Here is a 22796-nt window from a genome sequence, read left to right as displayed (position 1 = left end):
CTCCGCGCGAGCGGAGGTAAACCGCAGTCAGGTTGTCCGCTCGGCCAGATTTAACCGCACGCCTCCGCTGACCGAGCGCCTGGTACCACCGCCCGGCTGGTCACCTCCTGGCTGTCTCTGTCCTCCGCCCCGGCCCGACCCAGCACGACAACTTCCGCGGACTGCGGCGCATCCTCGCCCGGTCGTCCGATCCGCCCGGTCGTCGTCACCGGGCGGCCTCCCAGGCGGCCCACAGCCCGGCGTACACACCACCGGCTTCGACCAGCTCTCCGTGGGTGCCGGTCTCGATGACCCGGCCGCGTTCCATCACCATGATCCGGTCGCAGGCCGCCGCCTGGGAGAGGCGGTGCGCGACCACGACTGCGGTGCGCCCGGCGAGGACGGCGTCGGCTGCGCGGTCGAGCTGGCCGGCGTCGGTGGAGCCCGCTTCGGCGGTCGCCTCGTCGAGGATCACCAGGTCGGCGTCGGTGAGCAGCAGGCGGGCGAGAGCGAGTTGTTGCGCCTGTGCGTCGGTGAGGGGGTGTCCGCCGACACCCAGCGGGGTGTCCAACCGGTCGGGGAGAAGGCCGAGGAGCGGCGTGGCGCCGGTGGCTTCCAGCGCTGCGTGGAGGTCGTGGTCGGTGGCCGTGGGCGCGGCGAGGGTGAGGTTGTCGCGCAGGGTGCCCGCGAAGACGTGGACCTCCTGGGTGATCATCGCGGTACGGCTGGGGCGGGTTACTTTCCCGGCCTCGGGCAGGTGGGTCCCGGCGACGACTCCGGCGAGCGTGGTCTTGCCCGCCCCGGACACGCCGACGACAGCCACGCGCTGACCGGACGGGACGGTGAGGGTGATGTCGTCGAGCACCCGTGGCCCCTCGCCGTAGCGGAACGAGACCTCGTCGAGGTGGACGGCGGTGCTCGCGGCCCGCGCCGGGGCGTCCGAGGGGCCGAGCGGAAGCGTGGCGATCCCGATCATGCGGCTCAGTGAGGCGAGGGCGGACTGGAGGGTGTCGACGACCAGCAGCAGTTGGTTGACCGGGCCGAGCAGGCGCAGCACGAGCAGCATGGCGGTGGTGGCTCCGCCGACGGTCGACGCGCCGTGGTCGACGAGGACGAAGCCGACGACGAGTACGGCGGCCAGGCTCAGGCACTCGCCGAGGTTGAGCCGGGCGTTGAGCATGCTCAGCACGGTGCGTGCGCGCAGGGACTGCGTCGCGACGCGCCAGGAATCCGTCATCACGGCCCGGTGCCGTTGCTCGCCGAGCCCGAAACCGAGCACGGTGGCGTAGCCGCGCTGGGACTCGTGGATCTGCTGGGCGCGCGCGCTCATCGCCGTGCGCTCGGCGCGGTAGACGCCCAGGCCGACGCGCAGGTACCACCGCACGGCCAGCGCGTAGACCGGCAGCACGACGGTGAAGGCGACCGCGTAGGGCCATTCCAGTGCCGCGAGCCCGCCCAGCGACACGACGATGGTGAAGAGGGTGAGGGTGAGAACCGGGATCACGGCGGGGGCGGCGTCGGCGACCGCGGTGACGTCGTCGCTGGACCGGGATATCAGGTCACCGGTGCCCGCGCGCTCGACGAGGTGCTGGGGGAGCGTCATCGCGCGGCCCACCAGCCGCTCGCGCAGCGTGGCGAGGAGGGAGTGGTAGACGCGGGTGGCGAGCACGATCGTCAGCGCGGTGCCTGCGGCACCGAGGACCGCCGAGAGCGCCATGACGACCGTGGTCGTCAGCACGGTGGCGAGGCTCGCGGTGCCTGCCCGCACATGGTCGACGAGGGATCCGATCGCCACGGAGACGACCAGGTCGACGCCGGTGCTGACGATCCCCAGCACCCCGGTCGCGGCGAGCCGGAGCCGGTACCCGTGGCTGAGCCGCCACACCTCCCCGGCCGTCTCGCGTCCGCTCGCCACCGGCAGTCCGGGCCGTCCGGCATCGGAAGCCGTGGTCCGGGGTACGACGGAAATGCCGCTCACTGAGCCGTCCTTGAGGTCGCGGGTACGTTGTCGGACAGTTCGACGACACGGTCGCAGGCAGCGAGCAGCGCCGGGGCCGAGGTGATCAGCAGTGTCGAGCGGCCTGCCCGGACACCGCGCAGCCGGCCCGCGATCGCGTGCTCGGTGACCGAGTCGACCGCGGTGGTCGGGTCGTGCAGGACGAGCACCGGCGCGTCGCTCGCGAGGGCGCGGGCGAGCGCCACCCGCTGGCGCTGGCCGCCCGAGAGCCGGTTGCCGCCCTCGCCGACCGGGACGTCGAGGTCGGCCGCGAAGTCGTCGCAGGCGGCGGCTCGTACAGCGGCGTCCACCCGCGCGGGCGAGTCCGCGACCACGGCGACGTTGTCGCGGAGGGTGCCGCTGAACAGCGTGGCGCGGTGCGGCGCGACCGTGACCCGGGAGCGGTACTCGACGGGGGAGAGGGACTGCGCCGCGATCCCGTCGAGCCGCGCCTCGACCCCTCCCCGGGCCCGCGGGTCCAGCAGCGCCCCGACGACGCGGGCGGCGGTCGCGTCGTCGGCGCGTACGCCCACGAGCTCGCCGGGCCCGACCCGGATCGCCACGCCGGTCCCGGAGGCGTCGGGTACCCGTACGTCCAGCGCCGGCAGCGCGCTGATCTCCTGCCGGGGAGCCACGCCGGGTTCAGCGGTCGGCGTGGCGCCGTCCCGCAGTACGTCGAGGACCCGCACGGACGAGGCGCGACCACCGGCGAGGTTGGGGACGGACGTGCTCGCGATCGCCTGGATCTGCGGCAGCAGCGCCTGGGCGAGGCCGACGGCGGTGATCAGCCCGCCGACGCTGAGCTGTCCGTCCACGGCGAACCAGCCCGCCAGCCCCACCACCGCGGCGACGAACGTGCCGCTGACGACGCCCGAGCCCACGAGGAACCTCCCCAGCAGGCCCGCGTTGCGCCGGGCGCCGACCAGGGTTTCCTGGCTCGCTCGCCGGTACCGGCTGGTCGCCTCGGCCTCGGCACGCATCCCCTTGATCACCCGGTAGCCGGAGACCAGGTCCGTGGCCTGTCCGACCGTGGAGGCCAGCAGTCTCTGGTACTCGCGGGTGTCCCGGGAGAGCCGGTCGCTGAGCAGGCCCATCGACCAGACCGCGACCGGTGCCCCGAACAGCACCACGAGCCCGAGCAGCCAGTGCGTCGCCAGCAGCGACGCCGCGATGAATCCGATGGCGGTGATCCTGGAGACCGGGATGATCGTCAGGATCACCGCGTTGGACAGGCGCGCGACGTCGCTCGTCATCACCGAGACCACGTCGGCGTCCGGCGCACGGCCGGTGCCGCCGACCGGGTGCAGCACACCCGTGGAGAGGGTGGCGCGCAGCCGGTGCTGCAGTACCTGCACCGCATGGGCGGTGAGCCGCAGCGAGAGCCGGGCCGCCGTCGTCAGCGCGGCGTAGAGGGCCACCAGGACGCCGAGCCAGAGGGCCAGCTGTCCCCCGTCCCCGGTCGCGAGGGCCCGGTCGACCGCCAGTCCCGTCACCACTGGGACCGCGGACTCGCCCACCTGCCACACGATCGCCAGCAGCGCCGCGGGAACGCTGATCCGCCGCACCGAGAAGATCACGCGCAGCAGGAACCGGCCCGGGGTGGTGCCCGGCCCGGACTCGAACGGCCGGGCGTCGAGCGGCTCGTCGGGAGCGAGCAGGAGCACCGGCAGCCGACGGGTCAGCGGTCCGCGCCCCAGCCCCGCAGGGTCGGCGCCCGGGAGACGCGAGGCGTTGTTCCTCATGCCTCACTCCGATCTCCGGAGACGGGCGGGAAGCACCAGAGCAGGGCGTCGGCGAAGATCCCTCGCCACCAGGCGTAGTCGTGTCCGCCGGCGAACTCCCTGTAGAGGGTTGCGTAGCCCTTGGTGGTGAGCACGTGGTCCAGCCAGCGGCTGTGGGTGTTCGAGCTCTCCAGCTCGCCGACGTCGTGGAAGACGCGGATCGGTGCCGCCTCCGCCGCCAGGAAGTCGGCGATCAGGGTCGGTACGGGGGTGCGGCGCAGCAGCTCACCCGGTCCGGTGCCCCACCTGAGGTCCGGGTGGTACCCGCACGACGGGGACTGGAGGATGGCGTTGCCGAACGCCGTCGGGTGGTGGAGTGCTGTCCAGCCGGCGCACAGACCGCCGAAGCTCTCGCCGGCCAGCGCGACGTCACCGGGATCCCGCGAGAGCGGATACCGGTGGTGGAGCCACGGCAGCAGTTCCTGGACCAGCATGTGCGAGAAGGCCGGGTCGCAGAGCAGTTCCTTGTCGCGCCGCGATGCGGGCTGTTCGACGAGGACCACCACGCAGGGCCGGACGAGTCCCGCCCGGACCAGGGCGTCCCGAACGCTTGGCGCGCTGTGGTCCGGCGTGCCGTCCAGGTGGATCACGTAGGGGAGTGCGCTCCCCTCGGGGGACTCTCCCGGGGGCATCGAGACCCAGACACGGCGGTCGTCCGCCAGCAGCTCGCTCGTCAGCACGCCGGCTTCCACCGCCGGGGCCGGCCGCGCCTCGGCCCGGTCGAGCCAGGGCAGCGGCGCGGCGTCGGGCAGCACGGCCACCGAGGCCCGGGAGAACCGCTCCACCGAGCACGTGGAGAACCTCGGCGGCGGGTTGAACGGATCGGGAACCCGTTCGCCCTCGCCCGTCGTTCCTCGTCGTACGAAGACGTACGAGAAGCGCAGGTCGGAACGTATCCGCAGGGTGAGAACGCGGAACGGCGTCCCCGCCACCGGGGCGAACTCCGTGAGAACCGGGTTGAAGCCGACTCTGGGGCCGATCACCACCGAGAGCGTGACCGCCGTGTCGTCCCCCGGCTCGTCGACGAACGTCACCTCCACCTCGTCCGCGGAGACCCGCTCGACGAGCGGTGCACCCGTCTTCGCCAGGTGTCGTCTGAACCTTTCCGGGCTCCATTCACCGGTCGCGAGCTTCTCGATCGACGGATCAGCCATGTCGCGCACTCTCCACGCCGGTCCGGTCGGCGGACCTCCGCCGGGTTCGTTCACGGCCGAGCGGCACCACCTGGGGGCTGCCCGCCACCGGATCGGGCACCACCAGGCAGCGCAGACCGAACACCTCCTCGACCAGCTCGGCCGTGACGACCTCGTCCGGAGTGCCCTCGGCGACCACGGCGCCGTCCTTCATGGCGATCAGGTGGGTGCCGTAGCGGGCGGCGTGGTTCAGGTCGTGCAGGACGGCGACCAGGGTGTGGCCGACGTGGTGCAGGTCGGTGAACAGTTCCAGCAGCTCGATCTGGTGGGTGATGTCGAGGAAGGTGGTCGGTTCGTCGAGCAGCATGATGTCGGTGTGCTGCGCGAGCGCCATCGCCACCCACACGCGCTGGCGCTGCCCGCCCGACAGCTCGTCCACCGGGCGCCCGGAGAGGTCGGCGACCGAGGTCCGGCGCATCGCCTTGAGCACGGCCTGCTCGTCCTCCTCGGTCCACTGCCGGACGAACCCCTGGTGGGGGTAGCGTCCCCGGGCCACGAGGTCGGCGACGGTGATCCCGTCCGGCGCGATCGAGGACTGCGGCAGCAGCCCGACCCGGCGGGCCACCTCTTTGGTCTTGTAGGAGTTGATGTCGGCACCGTCGAGGACGACCTGCCCGGCCGACGGCTTCCGCAGCCGGGACAGGCTGCGCAGCAGGGTCGACTTGCCGCACGCGTTCGGTCCGACGATGACCGTGAACGACTTGTCGGGGATCGCCACCGAGAGGTGCTCGGAGATGATCCGCTTGTCGTAGCCGATCGTCGCCGCCTCCACACGGAGGCGCGCGGTGTCGGCCGGGGTCGTGTTCACAGGCGTTTCCTTGCTTCGGTGAACAGCAGGTATGCGAGATAGCCACCGCCGAGCACGACGGTGACGATGCCGACCGGCAGTGGGGTGGGGGCCACGTGCTGGGCGAGGTGGTCCGATGCCAGACACAGCAGCGCGCCGACGAGGGCGGCGGGCGCGAGGGTGATCCCGGCGGTGCGGGCGAGCCGGCGTCCGATCTGCGGGGCGACCAGCGAGATGAACGCGATCGGCCCCGACGCGGCCGTGACCGTCGCCGTCAGCGCCACTCCCACCAGGATCAGGCCGAGGCGTACCGCCGGGACACGTACCCCTTGCGAGGCCGCCGCGTCGTCGCCGAGCTCCATCTGCCGCATCGGCCGGCTCAGCACCCCGGCCAGCAGCAGGAGTCCGGCGATGCAGGCGCCGCCGACGACGACCTGGTTCCAGGACACGCCGTTGAGCGACCCGGCACCCCACGTGGCTGCGGACATCGCCTGGTCCAGGTCGGCCTTGAGGACCAGCCAGGTGTTGAGCGACCCGAGCATCGCCGAGACGCCGATGCCCACGATGATCAGCCGGAACCCCTGCACCCCTCGCCGGTACGCGAGGACGTACACGGCCACGGCGGTGGCCATCCCGCCCAGCAGCGCCCCGCCGACCAGCTGCGCGTAGGTGCCGTCGACGACCAGGATCACGATCAGCGCGCCGGTGTAGGAGCCCTGGGAGAACCCGACGATGCCGGGGTCGGCGAGAGGGTTGCGCATCAGTGACTGGAAGACCGCCCCGCTCACACCCAGAGCCGCCCCGAACACCAGCGCCGCGGTCACCCGGGGCAGCCGCCACTCGACCACGACCTCGTGCACGATGCCGGTCTCCCCGCCGGTCAGCGCCGAGAGCACCTGCCCGGGGCTCAGCGCGTACGAGCCGGTCATCAGCGCGAGCACCGCCGTGCAGGCGATCGCGACGGCGAGCACCGCGCAGACGACGACCGAGCGCCACCGCAGCCGTACGGCGAACCGGCGGTGCCTCAGCACCAGCGTCCGCCGCCCGAAGTCCACCCGTGGAATGTGCGTGCTCATAGTCCGCTCGACTTCTTCCGCCGCACCAGCGCGACGAGGACGGGGGCGCCGACGAAGGCGGTGACGATGCCCACGGGGATCTCGCCCGGCCTCATCACGACGCGTCCGAGGATGTCGGAGACCAGCAGCAGGCTCGGCGCGAGGAGGGCGCTGTAGGCGAAGATCCAGCGTTGGTGCGGGCCGACGATCCAGCGGGCCACGTGCGGCACCATGAGTCCGACGAATCCGATGGGTCCGGCGATCGCGGTGGCGCCGCCCGCGAGGAGGGTGAGTGCTATCACCGCGAGCACCCGGGTGCGCACCAGCCGGACCCCCTGGGCGACCGCCAGCTCGTCACCCAGGGCCAAGGCGTTGAGCGGGCCCGACACGGCGAAGGCCAGGACGACCGCCACCGCGAAGAACGGCAGGATCGGCCACACGACATCCAGCGGGCGACCCGCGATCGACCCGGCGTTCCAGTTCCGCATCGCGTCGAAGGCGTCCGGGTCGGTCAATTGGAGCGCTTCCCGGGCGCCGCCGAGCACGGCGCCGACGCAGACCCCGGCGAGCACCATGACCACCGGCGAGGAACCCTGCCGTGTCGATCCGAAGGCGAGCACCAGGAGCGTGACGACCAGCGCCCCGGCGAACGCGAACCACATGGAGTCCTGGATGTCGCGGACGCCGAGCAGGCCCACCGCGACCGTCACCGCGAACGACGCACCGGCGTGGACGCCGAGGACGCCCGGATCGGCGAGGGGATTGCGGGTGAGCGCCTGGATCAACGCGCCCGACAGACCGAGGGCGACGCCGACGACCAGCCCCACGATCGTGCGGGGCAGCCGGAAGTCGCGGATCGCGAACTGGTCGATGCCGGCCGAGGAGTGGAACAGGGCGTCCCAGGCCACGGACGGCGCGATCGCCGTCGAACCGATCATGACGCTCAGCAGCAGCAGGGCCGCCAGGGCGACCAGTGCGAGGACCAGGCCGAGCAGACGACGAGGCGGTCCGGGCACCGCCGTGGTGCCCGGACCGTCCTGCCGCAGGGCGAGGGCTGTCACAGCTTGCCGGAGAGGGTCGCCAGCGCACCGTCGAGCGAGTCCAGGTACTGGATGACGGGCCCGTAGGAGTTGTTGCCGGGGCAGAAGACCCCCAGTGCCCGACCGGACTTCACGGCGGGCAGCGCCTTCCAGGTGTTGGTCTTCACGACCGGCTCGAAGGGCTCCTTCGGACGGCCGTCGGCGTCGACGGGGTAGGTGATCACGTCGTACGCGGACAGCTCGCCGATCTGCTCGAACGGCAGGGACTCGTAGGCCAGGGGGTCCTTGCCCTCGGCCGCCTCGGGGAGGTTGAAGCCGATGTCGTCCCGCGCGATCTCGGAGCAGCCGATGTCCGCGATGTAGAAGGTTCCGGGATCGCTCCAGTCCCCCCGGGAGACGTCGACGAACGAGGTGCTGTCGATGATCTCGCCGTAGGTCTTCTGGATCTTGGTGATCTTCTCCTGGTACGCCGCCTTCTGCCGGCCGAGCGAGTCCGTGACGTTGCTGGCCTGCGCGATGGCGTCGGCGAAGGCCTTCCACTCGGTGTCGAGTCCCCAGTACACGGTCGGGGCGATCGATTCGAGCCGCTTGCCGACCTTGGCCCAGTCGTCCGAGGAGAACTGGACCAGGATGAGGTCCGGCTTGAGGGCGGCGAGCTTCTCCACGTCGACCTCGCCGCCGCTGCTGCCGATGACCTCGGCGGCGTCGTACGCGCTCCGCTGGTCCTCCGGCAGCACGGCGAGGTCGGAGTCGGACGCCTCGGTCACGCCCACCGGCTTGCCCCCCAGATCGATGAACGGGAGGTTCGTGTTCCCGATCGTGACGATGCGCCGGGGGGCGACGGGCACCTCGACCGTGCCGTTCTCGGCCGTGACGCTGCGGGTTCCGGCGGCCTTGGCACTGCTGGTCCCGGCGGCCTTGCCACCGGTGTCGTCGCTGTCACCGCCGCAGGCGGTGAGGACGAGCGACGCGCTCATCAGCGCGACGGCGAGGGCTGCACCACGTCTCATCAGGGGCATGTTGTTCATGGGGTTCTCTTCTTTTCTCGTGTTCTCGGGAGTGGAGGGGTTCAGCCGGCGGTGGAGCGGACGAGCTCGTGGACGGTGACGCCCAGGCCGACGGTGTGCGCCGCCCTGCGCGTGAGACCGGCCCGGGCGACGACGGCGTCCAGCTCCGCCGCGGTGCGAAGACCGGCCCCGTGGCAGACCAGGCCGATCAGGTCTGCCTCGCCGTCGTGCTCGTCGAGCGCGTCGGTGTCGAAGGTGTCCTCGATCAGCAGCACCCGTCCGCCGGGGGAGAGGTTCTCGGCCGCCCGGCGCAGTGCGTGAGCGGCGTCGGCGTCGGGGAGGGACTTGAAGGCGCGGCTGACGAGCACGGCGTCGGCCGGCGGGCCGGGCTCGAAGACGGACTGCTCCCGCACACCGACCCGCGTGCGTTGCCCGTCGTCGGGAATCGTGGCGGGCAGGTCGCGGCGCAGCCAGTCGGCCTGGGCGGGCAGGGCGCAGATCGTCACGCGCAGGTTCTCGTGGGCCGCCACGTACTCCCGGGCGTGGGCGCCGGCGCCTCCGGAGTGGATCACCAGGTGCCGGACCCCGTCGAGCAGGCCGGACGTGGCGATCGGTCCGGCCAGGGCGGGCTGGAACTTCGCCAGGCGCTCCAGGTGACGGTCCTCGTACTCCTGCTCGGCCCGCACGTCGTCGAAGGTCTGGCCGGTGACCGAGGCGTAGGCGGGGCGACCGGTGCGGACCGACTCCGTGAGGCCGTGAAGCCCGAGCATCTCGCGACCGACCACCCCGGCGGAGTGGAGCCGGTCGGCGATGAAGTCGAGCGTGAGGACGTCGCCGACCGGCGTCAGGACGTAGTGGTCCGGTTCCGTCTCGGTCACCACGTCCAGGGTGTGCAGGTAACGCAGCAGCTTGCCGAGAGCGCGCTCGTCGGCGCCGGCCTTGACGGCCAACCCGGACACGCTGGTCACGCCGCGGGAGATCAGGTCGGGTACGCCCAGCTCGACGGCGGTCCGGATCGCGATCGGCGCCACGAGCTCGGTCAGGTCGTGGAGCTTCTGGAACGGAGTGACCGTCCTCTCCGGGTCGGGTACCGCCCCGTCGGTCTTCAGCACGACGACCTCGGCACGACGCCAGTAACCGGAGAAGTCGATGTCCTCCTTGGGCACGCCGCGGTCCTCGACCAGGTGCCGGCGCATGTCCCGCACGGCCGTGTGCTCGCCGGCCAGCCACGCGAACACCTGGCCCGGCCACCACCGCGCCCCGCGGACGGACTCGGTGAGCAGCGAAGCGGTCCCGGCCGGTGCGCCGGAGCGGACCAGCCACGTCACGACGACCCCGGGCAGCTCGCGCAGCTCCTGGCGGTGGGCGTCCTCGGCGATCTCGATGAACACCTGCGCCCGGGTGCCGGGAGGCAGTTCGTCGAGCAGGCGGCCGATCGCGGGGAGCGCGGTGTCGTCGCCCGCCACGAGCAGCCAGTCGGCGCCGGCCGGGAACGCCTTGGACGTGCTCGGGCCGCTGAGATGGATCCGGTCGCCCGGCCCGGTGCGGGAGGCCCATGTCGTTCCGACGCCCACCCCGTGCTCGACGAAGTCCACGTCCAGCTCGCAGCGCTCGGGATCCCATCGGCGGACCGTGTAGACCCGCGACAGCGGCCGGGGGTCCTTGGGCACGATCAACTTGGCCTCGCCCTGGACCGGAAGCACCGGATCGCGCCGGCCCGGGTACGGGAAGTAGAACGTGAGGTCGTCGTCGAAGCCCGGGGACTCGAAGGCCGGGCGCGCGAGGCCGTCCGCGGCGGTGAACGCACGCAGCTGTTCGCCGCCCAGCGTGACCCGCCGCATCCCCGGGGTGATGTCGACGGTCCTGACCACCTCGACCTCACGCAGGGTCGGCGGGCGCACGGTGAGTCGGCGCGAGGTTTTGGGCATGGCGGAGAACGGACCTTTCCGGTCGCTACGGAGGCAGATGTCGCGCACCGGCATCAAGGGGGCGCGCGCTGTTAAGGTTAGGCGAACCTTACCTGGTGTGGGGTGCGCAGACTGCCATAGGGTTAGGGCGTGATGCTTCCTTCCTCGCTCGCCGCAGGCGTGGGCGACCCGCCGCCGATTCCGGCCGCGAGGTTGAGGCCGACGGACGCGCCCGTACGGCCGCTGCTGCTCTGGGTCCGCACCGGTACGGCGCGGGTGCGCCTCGACGGCGGTCCCGAACTCCGCCTGGAGGCAGGCGAAGGCGCCTGGATCCCCGCGGACGGCCGGGCGGAGCGGGCGATCGTCACCGAGCCGGGCACGGTCGCCTTCCCGCTGTGGTCCCACGCCCGCCTCGGCGCCCCGGGGCCGTCGGAACTGACGCGGTTCGACGTTCCCGGTGCTTGGCAGGACTGGTTGATCCAGCTTTTCAACCTCCAGGTCACCCCCTTCAACGGCCACGGCTACTCCCACGAGGCGATCGAAGAGCTCCTCCGGCGTCCCGGCACGCGCCCCCCGGAGTCCGCCGAGGCCGGGCGTGATCCGGGCCCGGCGGGGTTCACCTCGCCGACGATGCCGTACGCCCCCGGCGCCAGAGCGGTCGCCGACGAACTGATGCGCGACCCCGCGCTCGACCTCACGGTCGAGCAATGGGCTGTGCGGGTGCTTTCCAGCGCACGCACCCTCCGCCGTGACTTCCTCGCCGACACCGGGCTCACGTTCGAGCAGTGGCGGCTGCTCTGCCGGCTCGGCGCTGCCGTGGAACTCCTCGCCGCCGACTACGACGTGGACCAGGTGGCCGCCCGCGTGGGCTTCGCCAGCCGCAACGGCCTCACCCGTGCCTTCAAGGGCCGCTTCGGAGTGACCCCCCACGAGTTCGGACGGGAGCTCTCCGCCCGTCCCGGCGGGCGCGGGCTGACGCAACGGGCGGCGGCGGCACGGCAGACCGACGACCTGATCCGGATGGTGCGCAGGACGGACACTCCCGCCGCGCCCGAGATGCTGCCCGCGGCCAGCACGCCGTCGCACACCAACGACATCCACGTCCTCAGCTGGATGTACCGGGGCAGTGGGTACTTGGACATCGGCGACCGGCGCTACGAGCGCGAGCGAGGAGTGGCGACCTGGATCCCCGCGGAGAGGGAACACGTCACCGGCCTCCGGGAGAACTCGGTCTCCCTGCCGCTGGGCAACGCCAGTCCCGGCGACCTCCGCCTGACGGAGCCGCTCCAGGTGCGGTTCTCGCCCGCGTGGGACGACTACCTGATGTCCTGCTCGATCAGCGCCCGGTCCGGACTGCGACCCGACGACCACGACCCCCGCCACGTCCTCGACCTGTTCGCGGAACAGGTCGCCGCGCAGCGAGCGCTGTCGGTGCCGATGCCCACGAGTCCGCGCGCGCGTGCCGTCGCGATGGAGTGCCTGCGCCGCATCGGCGAGCCCGGCGGGACGTACACGATCGATGTCGGCGCTGAGATCCACCGTGCCTTCCGCGACGAGACCGGTATGACACTGGGGCGCTGGCGCTATGCCGCCCGCATGCGCGTCGCCCGCGACCTGCTCGCCGGGGGCGCGCCGCCCAGCGCCGTCGCGCGCCGGACCGGGTACGCCCACCTGCCCACGTTCAGCGCCGCCTTCTCCCGCTTCCACGGACTGTCTCCGCGCGACTATCAACAGCGCGAGTCCGAACGGAACCAGTGAGAGCCGTGGCCGGAGACGACGGACGCCGTCGATCAGGCCGCCGGTATCAGGCCGACGATCAGGCCGGCTGCCGGGCTGTCGATCACGCCGGCGGAACGCGGGGTGCTGCCATGCCGGGACCCCTGGCCGAAATCCGTCGGGCCGGGCGGGATACTGCTGATCATGCGCGTCGACTTCGATCCTCAGGCCATGCAGTCCTCGTCCTTCTACCGGCTCATGACCGCCGTGGTCGTGCCCCGGCCGATCGCGTGGGTCTCCACCGTCGCCGCGGACGGCACCGCGAACCTGGCGCCGCACTCCTTCTTCACCATCGCCTGCGTCACGCCCCCGGTCGTCCAGTTCACCTCGGTCGGCCGCAAGGACTCGCTGCGCAACATCGAGCAGACCGGCTCGTTCGTGGTGAACCTCGCGCCCGAGCAGCTCTTCGAGCAGATCAACGCCACCAGTACCGACTTCCCTCACGGCACGAGCGAGTTCGAGGCGGTCGGCATCCCCACCGAGCCCAGTCTCCGGGTCGCACCGCCGCGGGTCGCCGCGTCGCCGGTCGCGCTCGAATGCGAGCTGCACAGCACCGTGCTCCTCGGGGACTCCACCGTGGTCTTCGGCCGTGTGGTGCACGCGGCCGTCGACGAGGCGGTCCTGGTGGACGGGCACCCGGAGATCACCCGGATGCGCCCGCTCACCCGGCTCGGCAAGAACGAGTGGGGCACGCTCGGCGGCATCCGTGAGATCGCCCGGGTTCCCTGGGCCCAGTGGCAGAAGGGCGACGGCCCCGAAGCGCGGTGAGCGGCCCGCGCCCTGCGGTTGTCAGTGGTGGGTGCGATCCTGCCCGTATGGACGAGCTGATGCGGCGTCGGGTGTACGGCGCCGACCATGAGGACCCGGATCCCGGACCGCGCCCCGGGCACACCTATCGTGAGCTGGTCGGCGGCCCCCTGGACGGGCTGCTTCTCGACGTGACCGGATGGTCGGAGACGGCGCTGGCCGAGGGGGCGGCCCTGATCACGGAGATAGGGGCGTACGGCCCGGGCGGCCGAGCCGAGTACGGCCCCCGCCGGGGCGACCTCCACCGGTGGGACTGGCAGGGGGACACCCCGTGACCCGCACCCCGTGACCCGCACCCCGTGACCAACTCCCCGTCACCGCGCCCGTGACCGGCGCCGGTGACCGGCATCCTGCGGACAACACCCCGGGGCCCGAACGGGCCGGCCCGTAAGGTGGGCCGGTGACACTGAGCGCGGCATCCCTCCTCCCGGTCAACCTCACGCTCGGCATCCTGCTGGGCGTGCTGGCCCTGGTGGCGGCGGCCGTGGCGGGGCTGTGCCACCTGTCTCCGGACGACCCGGCGCGCCGGGCCCGGGAGATCCTGATCGCGGGGGTGCGCGCGGCGGTACAGCTCGCGGCGGTGTCCCTGGTGATCACGTGGGCGGTCACCGAGGTGCTGGGGCTGCTGGCGTTCCTGGTCGTGATGTTCTCGGTCGCGGTCCGTACGGCCGGGCGCCGGATCACCGGCAACCACACCTGGTGGCTGACGTGCGTGCCGATCGCCGCGGGGGTGGTGCCGGTGGTCGGTTCGCTGCTGCTGACCGGACTCGTACCGCTGAAGGGCATCGCGCTGATTCCGGTCACCGGCATCCTCATCGGCGGGGCGCTGACGGTGACCGTCCAGGCCGGACGGCGGGCGCTCGACGAGCTGGAGCAACGGCGGGGGGAGGTGGAGGCGGCGATGGCGCTCGGGTTCTCGGACCGGGACGCCCGGGTGGAGATCGCGAGGCCCTCGGCGTCCGACGCGCTGCTGCCCGGCCTCGACCAGACGCGGACCGTCGGGCTGGTCACCCTGCCGGGCGCGTTCGTCGGGATGCTGCTCGGTGGCGCCGGCCCGTTGATGGCCGGCGCGGTGCAGCTCTTCGTGCTGGTCGCGCTGATGGCCGTGCAGTCGATCGCGGTGGCGATCACCGTCGAACTCGTCGCCCGCCACCGCCTTTTCCGCCCCACGCTGGGGTGACGCGCGCACGCGGTGCCGTTCGATCACAGCTTGCTCACACCTGTCGTGAACCCTTGTCGGTCGCACACGCCTGACGAATGATCACTTCAGGCCCCGGAGGGCGGGACGGACAGAGGTTGCCTGCCGACTGCGCGAAGCGTCTCTTCGACTCCGGTGGCCCTTCTGCACACCGGACCACCCGAGGAAATCGGCCCATGAGCGCTGTCGTGCCCCCCGAAAGACCCGCAAACTCCGAGAGCCCCGCGAACCCCGAGAGCCCCGCGAACCCCGAAAGACCCGCGAGCCCCGACGGAGCCGAGGGCCCCGCCGGAGCTGAGAACCCCGCGAGAGCCCAGGGGCCCAAGGGACCGGAGAACCGCGAAGGACCGGAGAATCGCGAAGGACCAGAGAACCGCGAAGGACCGGAGATCCCCGCAACTCCGGTAACTCCCGTAGCCCCTGAAACCCCCGAGAGCGGGGACGGGAACGACTCCCGTGAGAGCCGGTCCGGCGAGGTGGACGAGACGTGGGCTGCCTTCCTGAGCGCCAGTGGGCCGGACGCGCGGCCCGCCCGGAAGGAACGGTCGGCGAGAGAGCGCCGGGCCAAGGCCCGAGAGGTGGCCGCGGCTCTTCCGCAGGGCTGGCGTACGGGGCCGGCTTGGCAGGAGATCAACGGGACCCGGCGCCGCCGTCTGCCGGCCGTCGTCGGTCTCGTGGCGTGCGTGCTGATCACGGTCGTCTGCGTCCGGCCGGGGCTGGTCCTGGACCATCTCCCCGGTCACACGCCGGCCGACGGCGCCGCCGGGGAGGCGGTCGCCCCGCTGCCCGCCGAGACGGCCCTGCCCACCGGTGCCCCCGCAGCGTCGGAGGAGCTGCGGTGGCCCTCGCTCGCCCAGCCGTTCCGCGGCTCTCCCGCGCTGGCCTGGGCGGACGGCGCCGCCGGTATCGAGCTGCCGCCCGCCCAAGCGACCGGGGGCCTCAGCCGGGACGACGTGGAGCAGGCTCTCCGGATCACCAAGGAGTACGTGACGGGGACCAGCCTGGACCCCGCCGTTCTGCGCGGCGCCGAACCGACCGCGGCGCTGGCCCTCGTCGACCCGACGCAGAAGGACTTCACGGACCGGATACGGAAGGAGCTGCGCAAGCCCGGGCGGCTGAACGACCCGCTGAACGCGGTCAGCCGTTTCGACCCCGCCGAACTGCGTCTGGCGGGCGACGTGGTGAAGGTGCGCGGCCACATGACGTTCGCCGCCGGTGAGCCGGGCCAGGTGCGGATCCACGCGGACTACACCTTCGTCTACCCGCTGGTCCGTGCCGAGGGCGGCGACGAGACCGTGGCGCGGACCATCATCCGGCGCGACCTGAACGTCGTGGTCGCCGACCCGGCCAAGTGGATCGCCACGAAAGGGCGGATCAGCATCGGGAAGTACAGTGCGGAGTTCTTCAACAGCGAGTGCGGGGTGAGCGACGGTTGGTTCCATCCCGTCTTCCCCGACGGCGGGTCCACCGGCGAACCCGCCACGGGCCCCGCGTCGGACCCCTACGACCGCAGCGCCCCGATCGAGGAGCCGAAGGCGGACGACCCCGAGTGCGGGACGATCACCCGGTCGTGAGGGCGCTCGGTGAGGTCCGGTCGTGAGGCACCCGGGCGTTCCGGTGCCCGTCGGTGCCGAGGGCGGCCCGCCGAGGACACGAGGGCCCGTGTGTCCCGTACCGGGACGAGCCGTGCTCGTACGGCTCCGATCCGCGAGGCGGCCCGGCGCGGCGCGGCGCGTCGGGACCAGGCGTCACGCTGCTTCGTACCGGTGGGCGCGACCGCCGCGCCACTCGACCCACATCGGGTTGTCGAGTATCCGGTCGGGGTCGTCCAGCCCGGCTTCGGCGAGGAAGACGATCACGTCCCGGTCCGAATGGGCGAGCCCCAGGATCTCGTCCCGGCCCTCGTAGTGGACGGTCACGCGACGGCCTCCGGAGGGGGTCGGCCGGTGTATGACGATCGGTGGAGTTGCCATGCGCCCAGCGTGCGACGGGATGCGCCCCGTCGCATCCGGCGCGGGGCTGCCGGTGGCTCCGAGCCGCTCCGGTCCGGGGACGACCGGTCCGGGGATGACCGGTCCGGGGATGACCGGTCCGGGGACGACCGGTCCGGGGACGACTGACCCGGGGATGACTGACCCGGGGACGGCCGGCCCGGGGGACGACCGGTCCGAGGGCGCCTGGTCAGGGACGACCGGGAGAACGAACGCCGGGAGACAAGCCCCCCGGGAGGCGCGCAAAATGCCCCCGAAACGCCCGGATGCCCCCAGGCGGGAACCTGGGGGCATCCGGGGCGCTACGGGGACTGGTCAGCCCGCCGACTCACCCGCGTGGGGGCTCAGCACACCCGCCGTGACCAGCACGAAGAGGACGATACCGAGGGCGATCCGGTAGTAGACGAACGGCATGAAGCTCTTGGACGAGATGAACTTCATGAACCAGGCGATGACCACGTAACCGACCACGAAAGCGACCAGGGTCGCGAAGATCGTCGGGCCCCAGGAGACGTGCCCCTCGCCCGCGTCCTTGAGCTCGAAGACACCGGAAGCCAGAACGGCGGGGATGGCCAGCAGGAAGGAGTAGCGGGCCGCGGCCTCACGGGTGTAGCCCATGAGCAGACCACCGCTGATGGTGGCGCCGGAGCGGGAGACGCCCGGGATCAGCGCCATCGCCTGGCAGAACCCGTAGATCAGGCCGTCCCGCACGCCCAGGTCCTGGAGCGACTTGCGCTCCTTGGCGGCGCGGTGCCTGCCGCCGGCCTCGTCGCGGGCCGCGAGCCGGTCCGCGATGCCGAGGACGATGCCCATGACGATCAGGGTCGTCGCGATCAGGCGAAGATCGCGGAAGGGCCCCTCGATCTGGTCCTTGAAGGTGACCCCGAGAACGCCGATCGGGATCGACCCGACGATGACCAGCCAGCCCATCTGGGCGTCGTGGTTGCCGCGCATCTCGCGCTTGAAGAGCGACTGGAACCAGGACGAGATGATGCGGACGATGTCCTTGCGGAAGTAGATGATCACCGCCGCTTCCGTGCCGATCTGGGTGATGGCGGTGAACGCCGCACCAGGGTCGTGCCAGCCCGCGAAAGCGGCGGTCAGCCGCAGATGGGCGCTGGAGGAGATCGGCAGGAACTCGGTCAGTCCCTGAACGAGGCCCAGGACGAATGATTCGAACCAGCTCATGGGGCTTAGGCCATCCCGGAGGTGATCAGGCTACGGCCGCACGACACGAGGACGTCGGCAGCGTGCGAATACGGTCAGAAAAGGACAAGGCGAACGCCTCGGAGATCTTTTGTCGTCGGGCGCAGGGTATCGCCTGCGGGTGAACGGCTTGTCCCCTGCCCCCGCCCCGGAGCGTGCTCCGCCCCTGGGCGCGCCCGCGCTTCCGAGGCCGCACCCGCGCTCCCGAGGCCGTTCGCGCTTCCGCCGCCGGGACGGGCCCGCGGGATCAGGCGGCCTTGGCGAACCGATGGCGTTTGCGCCAGGCGACCAGCGCACCTCCGACGGCCGACAGCACGATGAAGCCCGTCGCGACGAGGAACGCGGGAGACGTCGGCGAGGCGGCCTCGCTGCCCGCGACGACGTAGGCGGCCGTGTTGGGGATCGAGCCGAGCCCGGTCGCCAGCAGGAACGGCGTGTACCGCATGCGGGAGGTGGCCGCGCAGTAGTTGGCGGCGGCGAACGGCACGCCCGGGAAGAGCCGGAGCGCCAGCATGGAACGGAAACCGTGCCTGCTCAGCAAGCCGTCCGCGGCCTTCAGCCAGCGCCCGCGCACCAGGGTGCGCAGCGCGTCCTGCCCCAGCACCCGGCCGAGCAGGAAGGAGATACCGGCCCCGAGCACCGTGCCCGCGAGGGCCGCGGCCAGACCGGCCTGGGTGCCGAAGAGCGCTCCCGCCGCCAGGTTGAGCAGCGGGCGCGGCGCGAAGGCGACGGTGCAGACGCCGTACGCGAGCCCGAACAGCAGGACCGCCGTGCCGCCCGTCAGCTGGGACGGCCAGCCGGAGGAGAGCATCCGCTGTGGGTCGAAGAGCAGCATGCTCGACGCGGAGGCGGCCAGCACCACCACGAGCAGGGAGAACCGGGACCAGGGGGACAGCAGCGCCTTCGAGCAGCGCAGGGCCGGACCGTTGCGGGGACGGGCCGCGGGGACGGGTTCGAACATTTGGGGAGAGTAACGGAAAGAGGCATGTGATCGCCGTAATGTACGCGTGATGATCTGACGGCCCGACAGGATGTCCGGGCCGGCGTCCGTCGCGCGCCCACCGCGCCCGGCACGGGAGAGGCGCCGGCCCGGCCCGGAAAACCGGTCGACGCGCACCGCTCCGACCCGACATCATCCAGGACATGTCCCGGCACGCCTTCCTCGCAGCGCCGTCCGCAGTCGCGGACGCGCCGAAGGCTGCCGCGAACACCGCCGTGGCGACCCCCGCGACCGCAGTCCCCGCGACCGCGACCACCGCAGCGGCATGTGCGGCGGCGGCCACCTCCGCCGCACCGGCGCTGTTCGGCGGCGCCCGAAGCTGACCCTCCTCCGATTGTCCGGCGGACCCCGCGAGGGGAGGGTCGGACCGGCTCAGGGGTCCCCTTTCACGGCTTCGAAACCAAGGAACGAGCCATGCCCAAGACGGCATTCGTCCGCACCAAGCCCCACCTCAACATCGGAACCATGGGCCACGTCGACCACGGGAAGACGACGCTCACCGCCGCCATCACCAAGGTGCTCAGCGCACGGCCGGGCGCTTCCACCTCGTACGTCGCGTTCGACCGGATCGACCGCGCCCCCGAGGAGAGCCGGCGCGGCATCACCATCAACCTCGCGCACGTCGAGTACGAGACCGACACCCGGCACTACGCCCACGTCGACATGCCCGGCCACGCCGACTACATCAAAAATATGGTTACCGGAGCGGCTCAGCTCGACGGGGCGATCCTCGTCGTCTCCGCCCTGGACGGCGTCATGCCGCAGACCGCCGAGCACGTGCTGCTGGCCCGTCAGGTCGGTGTGGACCACATCGTCGTCGCCCTGAACAAGTCGGACATGGCCGACCCCGAGCTGGCCGAACTGGTCGAGCTGGAGGTGCGCGACCTGCTCTCCGCGCACGGGTACGGGGGCGACTCGCTTCCCGTCGTCCAGGTCTCCGGTCTCCGGGCCCTGGAGGGCGACCCGCGCTGGACGGCGGCGATCGAGGGGCTGCTCGACGCGGTGGACACGTACGTCCCGATGCCGGTGCGCTACACCGACGCGCCCTTCCTGCTCCCGGTCGAGAACGTGCTCACCATCACCGGGCGTGGCACCGTCGTCACCGGCGCGGTGGAGCGCGGCACCGTGCGCATCGGCGACCGGGTCCAAGTGCTCGGCGCGGACACCGACACGGTGGTCACCGGTCTGGAGACCTTCGGCAGGCCGATGGAGTCCGCGCAGGCCGGGGACAACGTCGCCCTGCTGCTGCGCGGGGTGGAGCGCGACCGGGTCCGGCGGGGCCATGTCGTGGCGGCGCCGGGCAGCACCACCCCGACGCGCCGTTTCACCGCCCAGGTCTACGTGCTGTCCGCCCGCGAGGGCGGACGCACCACCCCGGTCGCCACCGGCTACCGGCCGCAGTTCTACATCCGCACCGCGGACGTGGTCGGTGACGTGGACCTCGGGACGGCCGGCGCCGCCCGCCCGGGGGAGACGGTCACCATGACCGTGGAGCTCGGCCGCGACGTCCCGCTGGAGGCCGGGCTCGGCTTCGCGATCCGTGAGGGCGGTCGCACGGTCGGCGCCGGTACCGTCACCGCGCTGCTGTGAGCCGCGACCGGCGCGAAGGCCGCAGCGGGTGAAAGCCGCAGCGGGTGAAGGCCGCGACGGCCGGGGCCCGCCTTCCCCATCCGGGGGAGGCGGGCCCGCCGCGCGCCTGCGCCCCATACCGCGCCCGCGCCCGCGAGCCTGCGCCTCCGCACCCCGCCGGACGCCGCACCCCGCCGGACGCCTCACAATGGGGGAGTGAACGAGCCGATACCCGTCATCCGCGCTGTCGACTGCGGCACCGCCCGCCTGCTGCCCGACGTGGACCGGGACCGCGCGTGGCTGCTCACGGTCGACGGGGCCCCGCAGTCCTACGTGGACCTGGACGACCCCGCGTACCTGGAGTTCGAGTACGTCCAGCGGCTCGCGCACGTGCTGGACACCGCCGCCGCCCCGGGCGAACCGCTCGACGTCCTGCACCTGGGCGGTGGGGCGCTGACCCTGCCGCGCTACACCGCCGCCACCCGGCCCGGCTCCCGTCAGCGGGTCGCCGAGGCGGACCGGGGGCTGCTGGAGCTGGTGACGGAGCTGCTGCCGCTGCCCGACGACAGCGGGATCACCGTGCACGCCGGGGACGCCCGGGAACTGCTGGAGCGGACCGCGCCGGGCTCCGTCGACGTACTGGTCGCCGACGTCTTCGGCGGATCGCGCGTACCGGCCCACCTCACCTCCGTCGAGTACGCCCGGGCCGCCGCCCGGGTGCTGCGCGCGGACGGGATCTACGCCGCCAACCTCGCCGACAGCGCGCCCTTCGGCTTCCTCCGCTCCCAGCTCGCCGGCTTCGCCGCCGTCTTCCCCGAGCTCGCGGTCGTCGCCGAACCCGCCGTGCTGCGCGGCCGGCGCTTCGGCAACGTCGTCCTGCTGGCCGGGCACGCACCGCTGGACACCGCCGCGCTCACCCGGCGCTGCGCGGGCGACGCGTTCCCCGCCCGGGTCGAACACGGACCGGCGCTCACCCGCCTGATCGGCCGCGCGGAACCGGTCGGCGACGCCGACGCGGTCGCCTCACCCGAGCCGCCCGAGGGCGCCTTCAGCATCGGCTGAGCTCCTGGCCGGCAGGGCCGCACCCGCGGCCGGCACCGAAAGGGAATCCTCGGAGCCGGAGCCGGAGCCGAAGCCGCTCGCCGCGACGGGCCCGGTGTGTTCGCGACGGGTCATGTTCCGTACGTCGGGTACGAGCAGGACCAGCCCGGTCATGAGCACCACCAGCGCGGCGCACCCCCAGAGCGCCGTGCCGCGCCCGACGAGCCCTTCTACCGGACCGGCCACCGCCGTGGCGAGCGGCAGCATCGCCACGGAGCCGAACCAGTCGTAGGCGGAGACCCGCGACAGCTTCTCCTCCGGGATCTCCTGGTGCATCGTCGTCATCCAGGACACCCCGAACACCTCTATGGCGACGCCGCTCACGAACATCACGACGCAGAGCCCCGCCACCGGCAGCGGCACCGCGAGCGCCGCCGAGGGGAGGGCCAGCGGGAAGACGCCGAGCGTGCCCGCGAGCAGCAGCCGCCGGGGCTTCCACCTCGACATCAGGAGCGCCCCGCCGAGCGTGCCCACACCGAAGGTGGCGAGGGCGGTGCCCCACGGGCCCGGACCGCCGAACTCGTCGCGGGCGACCAGCGGCCCGTAGACCGACTCGGCGGCGCCGACGACGGCCACCACCACCGAGAACTGCGCGACGATCGACCAGAGCCAGGGGCGGCCGATGAACTCCCGCCACCCCTCGCGCATGTCGGAGAGGAGACCGCCGCCCGGCTCGCGGGCGGGGATGTGGCTCACGTCGAGGAAGGCGCGCAGCGCACCGGCGACCGCGAAGCCCGCCGCGTCCACGGCCAGCACCCACCCGGGGTTCATCGCGGAGGCCATGACCCCGCCGAGGGCGGCCCCGCCGATACCGGCGCCCTGGGTCGACATGCGGAAGAAGGAGAAGGCGCGGGCGGACTGCTCCGGGGTGACGGAGGACATCAGCATGCCCTCGGCGGCCGGGTTGAAGAAGGCCTGTCCGGTGCCGCAGAGCGCGGTGAGCACCATCATCTGCCAGAGCTCGGCCGTGCCGGTCAGCACCAGCAGGGCGAAGGCGGCCTGGGAGACGCAGTTGAGCGCGTTGGCCGCGACCATCACCCGGTGGCGCGGCATCCGGTCCGCGACGGCGCCGCCGATCAGGATGAAGACCACCAGCGGCAGGGTGCGGGCGGCGGCCACGAGTCCGATGTCCCCGCCGTCCCCGCCTTGCTGGAGCACCGCGAACGAGGTGGCGATGAGGGCGCTGCTGCTGCCCACGCCCGTGATGATGGCGGCGCTGGTCAGCAGGGTGTAATTGCGGCCGGCCCACTCGGGGCGGAGCCGCTTCGCGGGGGAAGGAACGGGGGACGTCACCCAGGGACTAAACACGCAGGTGCCCCGCCTTGCCAAATGGATATGTCCCCGGGAGGGCACGAGGTCCGCCTTTTACCCGGTTTTGCCGCCCGGCTCGCGAAGAGCCGGGC

Annotated in this window: 21 protein-coding genes; 8 read left to right on the top strand and 13 right to left on the bottom strand. The window is 72.4% G+C overall.

What is annotated here, in order from left to right; genetic code table 11:
• Positions 1-205 precede the first annotated feature (205 nt).
• From ACFWEE_RS17205 to ACFWEE_RS17170, 8 genes are read right to left on the bottom strand one after another with little or no spacing between them, the layout of a single operon-like run.
• On the bottom strand, positions 206-1957 hold the full coding sequence (locus tag ACFWEE_RS17205; RefSeq protein WP_386889934.1) for an ABC transporter ATP-binding protein: 1752 nt from the start codon (positions 1955-1957) through the stop codon (positions 206-208).
• Complete coding sequence (locus ACFWEE_RS17200; protein ID WP_386889933.1) at positions 1954-3717, bottom strand: ABC transporter transmembrane domain-containing protein; 1764 nt, start codon at positions 3715-3717, stop codon at positions 1954-1956. Before ACFWEE_RS17200 ends, ACFWEE_RS17205 begins: the two co-directional genes overlap by 4 nt.
• A complete protein-coding gene (locus ACFWEE_RS17195; protein WP_386889932.1) occupies positions 3714-4910 on the bottom strand; it encodes an alpha/beta hydrolase in 1197 nt (398 codons plus the stop codon). The genes ACFWEE_RS17200 and ACFWEE_RS17195 overlap by 4 nt, the downstream gene beginning before the upstream one ends.
• A complete protein-coding gene (locus ACFWEE_RS17190; RefSeq protein ID WP_386889930.1) occupies positions 4903-5757 on the bottom strand; it encodes an ABC transporter ATP-binding protein in 855 nt (284 codons plus the stop codon). The genes ACFWEE_RS17195 and ACFWEE_RS17190 overlap by 8 nt, the downstream gene beginning before the upstream one ends.
• Entirely contained in the window at positions 5754-6812 is a 1059-nt protein-coding gene (locus ACFWEE_RS17185) for a FecCD family ABC transporter permease (protein WP_386889929.1), read from the bottom strand. Before ACFWEE_RS17185 ends, ACFWEE_RS17190 begins: the two co-directional genes overlap by 4 nt.
• Complete coding sequence (locus tag ACFWEE_RS17180; RefSeq protein WP_386889928.1) at positions 6809-7852, bottom strand: FecCD family ABC transporter permease; 1044 nt, start codon at positions 7850-7852, stop codon at positions 6809-6811. The genes ACFWEE_RS17185 and ACFWEE_RS17180 overlap by 4 nt, the downstream gene beginning before the upstream one ends.
• Positions 7849-8841 (bottom strand): ABC transporter substrate-binding protein, encoded by a 993-nt coding sequence (locus ACFWEE_RS17175; RefSeq protein ID WP_386889927.1) that lies wholly within the window; start codon positions 8839-8841, stop codon positions 7849-7851. Before ACFWEE_RS17175 ends, ACFWEE_RS17180 begins: the two co-directional genes overlap by 4 nt.
• Positions 8842-8900: 59 nt before the next feature.
• Positions 8901-10766, bottom strand: coding sequence for an SIP domain-containing protein (locus tag ACFWEE_RS17170; protein WP_386889926.1), 1866 nt, complete (start codon positions 10764-10766; stop codon positions 8901-8903).
• A gap of 132 nt (positions 10767-10898) precedes the next feature.
• On the opposite strand from ACFWEE_RS17170, the gene ACFWEE_RS17165 reads away from it, so the two are divergent.
• Complete coding sequence (locus ACFWEE_RS17165; RefSeq protein WP_386890055.1) at positions 10899-12503, top strand: helix-turn-helix domain-containing protein; 1605 nt, start codon at positions 10899-10901, stop codon at positions 12501-12503.
• Between the two features lie 32 nt (positions 12504-12535).
• On the opposite strand, the gene ACFWEE_RS17160 is transcribed toward ACFWEE_RS17165, so the two are convergent.
• A complete protein-coding gene (locus ACFWEE_RS17160; RefSeq protein WP_386889924.1) occupies positions 12536-12667 on the bottom strand; it encodes a hypothetical protein in 132 nt (43 codons plus the stop codon).
• On the opposite strand from ACFWEE_RS17160, the gene ACFWEE_RS17155 reads away from it, so the two are divergent.
• The 4 genes from ACFWEE_RS17155 (at position 12666) to ACFWEE_RS17140 (ending at position 16100) form a co-directional block, all read left to right on the top strand.
• Entirely contained in the window at positions 12666-13289 is a 624-nt protein-coding gene (locus ACFWEE_RS17155; protein WP_386889923.1) for a flavin reductase family protein, read from the top strand. The two genes, ACFWEE_RS17160 and ACFWEE_RS17155, sit on opposite strands and share 2 nt — an antisense overlap.
• Positions 13290-13336: 47 nt before the next feature.
• Positions 13337-13603, top strand: coding sequence for a hypothetical protein (locus tag ACFWEE_RS17150; protein ID WP_266701666.1), 267 nt, complete (start codon positions 13337-13339; stop codon positions 13601-13603).
• Between the two features lie 125 nt (positions 13604-13728).
• Complete coding sequence (locus tag ACFWEE_RS17145; RefSeq protein WP_386889920.1) at positions 13729-14508, top strand: ABC transporter permease; 780 nt, start codon at positions 13729-13731, stop codon at positions 14506-14508.
• 596 nt (positions 14509-15104) lie between these two features.
• A complete protein-coding gene (locus ACFWEE_RS17140) occupies positions 15105-16100 on the top strand; it encodes a hypothetical protein (RefSeq protein ID WP_386889918.1) in 996 nt (331 codons plus the stop codon).
• Positions 16101-16274: 174 nt separating this feature from the next.
• Here ACFWEE_RS17140 and ACFWEE_RS17135 read toward each other — a convergent pair whose 3' ends face one another.
• The 3 genes from ACFWEE_RS17135 to ACFWEE_RS17125 form a co-directional block, all read right to left on the bottom strand.
• Positions 16275-16499 (bottom strand): hypothetical protein, encoded by a 225-nt coding sequence (locus tag ACFWEE_RS17135; RefSeq protein ID WP_386889917.1) that lies wholly within the window; start codon positions 16497-16499, stop codon positions 16275-16277.
• A gap of 333 nt (positions 16500-16832) precedes the next feature.
• The gene (locus ACFWEE_RS17130; protein ID WP_386889915.1) at positions 16833-17705 is read right to left on the bottom strand and encodes an undecaprenyl-diphosphate phosphatase; all 873 of its coding nucleotides are present in this window, start codon (positions 17703-17705) and stop codon (positions 16833-16835) included.
• 265 nt (positions 17706-17970) lie between these two features.
• On the bottom strand, positions 17971-18684 hold the full coding sequence (locus ACFWEE_RS17125) for a TVP38/TMEM64 family protein (protein WP_386889914.1): 714 nt from the start codon (positions 18682-18684) through the stop codon (positions 17971-17973).
• Positions 18685-18866: 182 nt separating this feature from the next.
• On the opposite strand from ACFWEE_RS17125, the gene ACFWEE_RS17120 reads away from it, so the two are divergent.
• The 3 genes from ACFWEE_RS17120 (at position 18867) to ACFWEE_RS17110 (ending at position 21354) form a co-directional block, all read left to right on the top strand.
• Positions 18867-19046 carry a hypothetical protein gene (locus tag ACFWEE_RS17120; protein WP_386889912.1) on the top strand — a complete coding sequence of 60 codons (180 nt, stop codon included), beginning with the start codon at positions 18867-18869 and terminating at the stop codon, positions 19044-19046.
• Between the two features lie 91 nt (positions 19047-19137).
• Positions 19138-20313: an elongation factor Tu gene (gene tuf, locus ACFWEE_RS17115; RefSeq protein WP_386889910.1), complete on the top strand. Its 1176-nt coding sequence runs from the start codon at positions 19138-19140 to the stop codon at positions 20311-20313.
• A 195-nt stretch (positions 20314-20508) separates the two neighbouring features.
• Entirely contained in the window at positions 20509-21354 is an 846-nt protein-coding gene (locus ACFWEE_RS17110) for a spermidine synthase (protein ID WP_386889908.1), read from the top strand.
• On the opposite strand, the gene ACFWEE_RS17105 is transcribed toward ACFWEE_RS17110, so the two are convergent.
• On the bottom strand, positions 21316-22686 hold the full coding sequence (locus ACFWEE_RS17105; RefSeq protein ID WP_386889907.1) for an MFS transporter: 1371 nt from the start codon (positions 22684-22686) through the stop codon (positions 21316-21318). The genes ACFWEE_RS17110 and ACFWEE_RS17105 overlap by 39 nt on opposite strands.
• Between the last annotated feature and the right edge of the window lie 110 nt (positions 22687-22796).

The organism is Streptomyces sp. NPDC060184 (assembly GCF_042728795.1).
In the GTDB taxonomy this organism is placed as follows: Bacteria; Actinomycetota; Actinomycetes; order Streptomycetales; family Streptomycetaceae; genus Streptomyces.
The sequence above is the reverse complement of the archived record's forward strand: the minus strand, read 5'-3'. Positions and strand labels throughout refer to the sequence as shown.